Raw genomic sequence first — 5,343 nt, 5'->3', positions numbered from 1 at the left:
GCTGACAGGAAAAAGAAAACCGCAGTTTGAAAATCCATTGCTAGCCCCTGTTATCGGTAAGAAGCATCAAGTTCGCGATCCTTCGCGATTTGATCTTCGTAGCGGTCGCCGTTGGCCAGCAACATCTGCTTGGTGTAATACAAATCACCGCGCTTTTCGCCGTGGTATTCGAAAACTCGCGTTTCGACCACTGCATCGACCGGACAAGCCTCTTCACAGAAACCGCAAAAAATGCATTTGGTCAGATCAATGTCGTAACGTGTAGTGCGCCGGGAACCGTCATCGCGCGGTTCAGCCTCGATAGTAATCGCCAGCGCCGGACAAATTGCTTCGCAAAGCTTGCAGGCAATACAACGCTCCTCGCCATTCGGATAGCGGCGCAGGGCATGCAGGCCGCGGAAACGGAAACTCTGCGGTGTCTTTTCTTCCGGATACTGGACGGTGATCTTGCGGGCAAAAAAATACTTGCCCGTCACCGACATCCCCTTCAACAATTCCTTGAGGAAGAGGCTGTTGAAGATTTCCTTCATCGAACCCATGAGTCTCTCCTCACTTCCAGATATTCAGCGGCGACATCATCCAGATGCCGACAACAACCAGCCAGATCAAGCAGATCGGCAAGAAAACCTTCCATCCAAGGCGCATCAACTGGTCATAGCGGTAGCGCGGGAAAGTCGCCCGGAACCACAGGAACAGGAAGAGGATCGCCGACATCTTGGCGAACAGCCAGAGAATGCCATCCGGCAGGAAGGCAACCGGCGACAGCCAACCGCCTAGGAACAGGAGGGATGTCAGCGCAGAAACCAAGATCATGTTGGCGTATTCAGCCAAGAAGAAGAGCGCAAACGCCATCCCGGAATATTCAACGTGGAAACCCGCAACGATTTCAGACTCACCTTCAGCTACGTCAAACGGCGCACGGTTTAATTCAGCGGTACCCGAAATCAGGTAGACGATGAACATCGGAAACAAGGGCAACCAATTCCACGAAAGGAAACTCAGGCCCCAACCAGCGAAACGCCCGTGATCCTGGACATTGACGATATCGACCAGATTCAAGCTATTCGACACCATCAGTACGCAGATCAGTGAGAAACCCATCGAGATTTCGTAAGAAACCATTTGGGCGGCTGAGCGCATGGCACCAAGGAAAGCGTATTTGGAGTTGGATGCCCAACCGGACAAAATAACCCCGTACACACCCATGGAGGTAATCGCCATGATGTAGAGCAGGCTCGCATCAATATTGGCAACAACCAGGGAATCAGTGAATGGAATCACAGCCCAGGCAGCCAGCGCCGGAGCAATCGCCAACATCGGGGCAATAATGAAAATGCCTTTGTTAGCTGTGGTCGGTACAATAATTTCCTTCAGCAGCAGCTTCAGGCCATCGGCAATCGGCTGAATCAGGCCCCACGGACCGACCCGGTTAGGACCGATACGAACCTGCATGTAACCGATGACCTTGCGTTCAAAATAGGTCAAATACGCAACGCCAAGCATCAGCGGAGCAACGATCAGGACGATTTTTAGGAGTGTCCAGACTGCAGGCCAAGCGCCACCGAAAATTCCAAGTCCAAAATTCATCATTGCGTCCATTTATGCACGCTCCACGAAGATCGAGCCGAACATGTCGCCTAGCATCGCTGTGCTTGCATGCGCCGCCGAGATGCGAGCACAACCGGCAGGAACATTGTTATCGCTCTTGGCAAGCAGGATTGCCTCACCTGAACCTTGCTTGACGCGAACTTGCGCGCCATCGGCAACACCAAGCTGAGCCAGGGTTTGCTCGTGCATGCGAGCAGTCGGAACAACTGCATCGGCAGTCTGCTGCAGAGCCGGCGCACGACGTGCCATCGGATCGGCAAAGTTGATCGGCACGTCGGCAATTCGCTGAAGGCCATCAGTACTGGAAGCCGACAGAGCAATGCTGACATCCTTCAGACCGTTGTCGAGGCCGGTAACGAACTCAACATTCTTGCCCAGCACTTCGTCGCGAATTTCTTCGCTGGAGTGGTAACCGAAACCGTCGAGATTCAGCACGTTGCCGAGCACACGGAGCAGCTTCCAGGCCGGGCGGGCATCGCCGCGCGCCTTGGCGACACCATTGAAGCTCTGGACACGGCCTTCGGTATTGACGAAGGTGCCCGAGGTTTCGGTGTAAGGCGCTATCGGCAGCATCACGTCGGCGAATTCCAGGGCCGGCACATGCTTGAAGGCGGACATGTAAACGACCAGACTCGCTTGCTTCAACGCACCCAATACTAGTTGCGGATTGGCGCAATCGAATGCCGGCTCGACGCCCATCAGGACGTAGGCCTTGCGCGGCTGTTCGAACATCTGGCGGGCATTGGCGACGGAGGGCAGCGCCCAAGCGACGTGCCCACCCACCGTGTTGGCACCTTCGCCGAGGAAGCCGACGGTGGCGCCAGTCAACTTGCCTAGTTCCAGCGCCAGCGCATGCAGTTGCGCGGCATCGGCAGATTGGGTGGCGACGTTGCCGAGGAACACGGCACGCTTTTCACCATCGACCAGGCTCTGGGCGATTTTCTGGCTTGTTTCACAAACCACGGCCGACTCGACACCGAGCGGGACGGCAACGCCCTTGATCTCGGCCGTGGCCTTGACGACAGCCGCCAGCGCGCCAGCCAGTTGGGCCGGCGCGACGGTCAGGCGGGCATGCAGGTTGATCAGTTGATCGTCTCCGGTCACCGACAGCAGGCTGACCTTGGTGAATTTCTTGGCGGCCTGGCGCAGGCGCTGAGCGATCAGCGGATGGTCCTTGCGCAGGAAGGAGCCGACCACCAGGGCACTATCGAGGTCCTTGATTTCGGCCAGGCGCATGCCCAGCCACGGCGTGCCGGCACGCTTGAAATCGGAGGAGAAGTCGCTCTGGCGCGGACGGAAATCGATATTGCCGCTGCCCAGGCCCTTCATGACCTTGCCGAGCAGGAAGAGCTCTTCGACTGTCGAACTTTGAGCAGCCAGTGCGGCCAGCGCATCGCCGCCGTGTTCGCGGGCAACGTCCTTGAGGCCATGGGCGACATAATCGAGGGCGATACTCCAGTCGACTTCCTTCCATTCGCCGCCCTGCTTGACCATCGGCTTGGTCAGCCGCTCTTCGGAATTGAGCGCCTGGTAGGAGAAACGCTCCTTGTCGGAGATCCAGCACTCGTTAACTTCTTCGTTCTCACGCGGCAGAACGCGCATGACATTCTCGTGCTTGACCTGGACGACCAGGTTGGCACCGACGGAATCATGCGGGCTGACCGACTTGCGGCGCTGCAGTTCCCAGGAACGGGCGGTGTAGCGAAAAGGCTTGGAGGTCAGCGCGCCAACCGGGCAGAGGTCGATCATATTGCCCGACAATTCCGAGTCGACCGTACGACCGACGAAGGTCATGATCTCGGAATGCATGTTGCGGTTGGCCATGCCAAGTTCCATGATGCCGCCGATTTCCTGACCGAAACGAACGCAACGGGTGCAATGAATGCAGCGGCTCATTTCTTCCATGGAGATCAGCGGACCGACACTCTTGTGGAAAACGACGTGTTTTTCTTCGGTGTAGCGGCTCTTCATCGGGCCGTAACCGACGGACATGTCCTGCAACTGGCACTCGCCACCCTGGTCGCAGATCGGGCAATCCAGCGGGTGATTGATGAGCAGGAATTCCATCACCCCCTTCTGCGCCTTGACGGCCAGTTCGGAGTGGGTAAACACCTTCATGCCGTTGGTCACCGGCGTTGCGCAGGCTGGCAACGGCTTCGGTGCCTTCTCTACCTGCACCAGACACATGCGGCAGTTGGCGGCAATCGAAAGTTTCTTGTGGTAGCAGAAATGCGGAATGTAAACGCCCACCTGCTGCGCGGCATCCATCACCGTGCTGCCATCGGGCACTTGCGCCTTTTTGCCGTCGATCTCGATTTCTAGCATGTCGCTACCTTGTAGCCTGACTTTTCGTCGTTAATATCGTTACAACCCGTAGCCATCAGGCCGGAATCTTGTGGAAGCCACTGCCCGCCCATTGCACATCCTTGGGCACCAGACAGGTCTTGTTTTCAATGTGGTACTCGAATTCCTTGCCGAAGTGCTTGATGAAGCTCTGCACCGGGAAGGCTGCCGCGTCGCCGAGCGCACAGATGGTGCGACCGGCGATGTTGCCGAGCACGCTGTTCAGCAGATCGAGATCCTCGGGCTTGCCGAGACCGTTCTCGATACGATGCACGACCTTGTACATCCAGGCCGTACCTTCGCGGCAGGGCGTGCATTGGCCGCAGGACTCTTCATGGTAGAAAAAGGACAGGCGCTCCAGCGCCTTGACCATGCAGACCGTTTCGTCCATGACGATGACCGCACCGGAACCGAGCATCGAACCACCCTTGCTGATCGAGTCGTAGTCCATGGTGCAATCCATGATGACTTCGGCCGGCATGACGGGAGCCGACGAGCCACCGGGGATGACAGCCTTGAGCTTGCGCCCGCCACGCATCCCGCCGCACATTTCGAGCAGGGTTGCGAACGGCGTACCGAGCGGAATCTCGTAGTTACCTGGACGATTGACGTGACCGGAAACCGAGAACAACTTGGTCCCACCGTTGTTCGGCTTACCCAGGTTCAGGAACTCCTCGCCACCCATCTTCAGAATGAACGGAATGGTAGCGAAGGTTTCAGTATTGTTGATCGTCGTCGGCTTGCCGTACAGGCCAAACGAAGCCGGGAACGGCGGCTTGAAGCGCGGCTGACCCTTCTTGCCTTCGATCGATTCGAGCAGCGCGGTTTCTTCGCCACAGATATAGGCACCGTAGCCGTGGTGGGCGAAGAGTTCGAAGTTGAAACCGGAGCCGAGAATGTTCTGGCCGATGAAGCCGGCAGCCCGAGCTTCATTGAGCGCTTCTTCAAAACGCTTGTATTCTTGCCAGACTTCGCCGTGCACGTAGTTGTAGCCGCGGTTCGCGCCCATCGCGTAAGCGGCAATCGCCATCCCTTCGATGACCGCATGCGGGTTGAAACGCATGATGTCGCGGTCCTTGAAGGTTCCCGGCTCACCTTCGTCGGTATTGCAGACGACGTACTTGTCACCGGGGAAGGAGCGCGGCATGAAAGACCACTTCAGCCCGGTCGGAAAACCGGCGCCGCCACGGCCGCGCAGCACGGATTTCTTGACTTCGCTGATGACGTCTTCCTGGGTCATCTTGCTTTCCAGGATGCGCTTCAGCTGTGCATAGCCACCACGGGCAACGTAATCCTTGAGGCGCCAGGTATTGTCGCCATCCAGCCCTTCCATCAGGACGCCGTTGATCGAACCAAGCATGGCCATTATTTGCACTCCTCAAGCAGCTTGTC

Annotated in this window: 4 protein-coding genes; all 4 read right to left on the bottom strand. The window is 57.3% G+C overall.

Annotated elements, in window-relative coordinates; genetic code table 11:
* Positions 1 to 50: 50 nt before the first annotated feature.
* Genes nuoI through nuoF form a run of 4 tightly spaced genes read right to left on the bottom strand, consistent with a single transcriptional unit; the run spans position 51 to position 5,317 of the window.
* A complete protein-coding gene (gene nuoI, locus ADADOO_RS05955) occupies positions 51 to 539 on the bottom strand; it encodes an NADH-quinone oxidoreductase subunit NuoI (RefSeq protein ID WP_511275849.1) in 489 nt (162 codons plus the stop codon).
* A 10-nt stretch (positions 540 to 549) separates the two neighbouring features.
* Positions 550 to 1,599: an NADH-quinone oxidoreductase subunit NuoH gene (gene nuoH / locus ADADOO_RS05950; RefSeq protein ID WP_511275847.1), complete on the bottom strand. Its 1,050-nt coding sequence runs from the start codon at positions 1,597 to 1,599 to the stop codon at positions 550 to 552.
* Complete coding sequence (nuoG, locus tag ADADOO_RS05945; RefSeq protein WP_511275845.1) at positions 1,600 to 3,933, bottom strand: NADH-quinone oxidoreductase subunit NuoG; 2,334 nt, start codon at positions 3,931 to 3,933, stop codon at positions 1,600 to 1,602.
* A 55-nt stretch (positions 3,934 to 3,988) separates the two neighbouring features.
* A complete protein-coding gene (nuoF, locus tag ADADOO_RS05940; protein WP_511275843.1) occupies positions 3,989 to 5,317 on the bottom strand; it encodes an NADH-quinone oxidoreductase subunit NuoF in 1,329 nt (442 codons plus the stop codon).
* Positions 5,318 to 5,343 lie beyond the last annotated feature (26 nt).

Origin of the sequence: Azonexus sp. (genome assembly GCF_036170495.1) — a bacterium.
Taxonomy (GTDB): Bacteria; Pseudomonadota; Gammaproteobacteria; order Burkholderiales; family Rhodocyclaceae; genus Azonexus.
This window is presented reverse-complemented; position numbering and strand designations above follow the sequence as displayed.

Bases quoted from the DNA above. Each gene is read 5' to 3' on its own strand.
- nuoH (WP_511275847.1), bottom strand. From the start codon at position 1,599: ATGGACGCAATGATGAATTTTGGACTTGGAATTTTCGGTGGCGCTTGG.
- nuoG (WP_511275845.1), bottom strand. From the start codon at position 3,933: ATGCTAGAAATCGAGATCGACGGCAAAAAGGCGCAAGTGCCCGATGGC.
- nuoI (WP_511275849.1), bottom strand. From the start codon at position 539: ATGGGTTCGATGAAGGAAATCTTCAACAGCCTCTTCCTCAAGGAATTG.
- nuoF (WP_511275843.1), bottom strand. From the start codon at position 5,317: ATGGCCATGCTTGGTTCGATCAACGGCGTCCTGATGGAAGGGCTGGAT.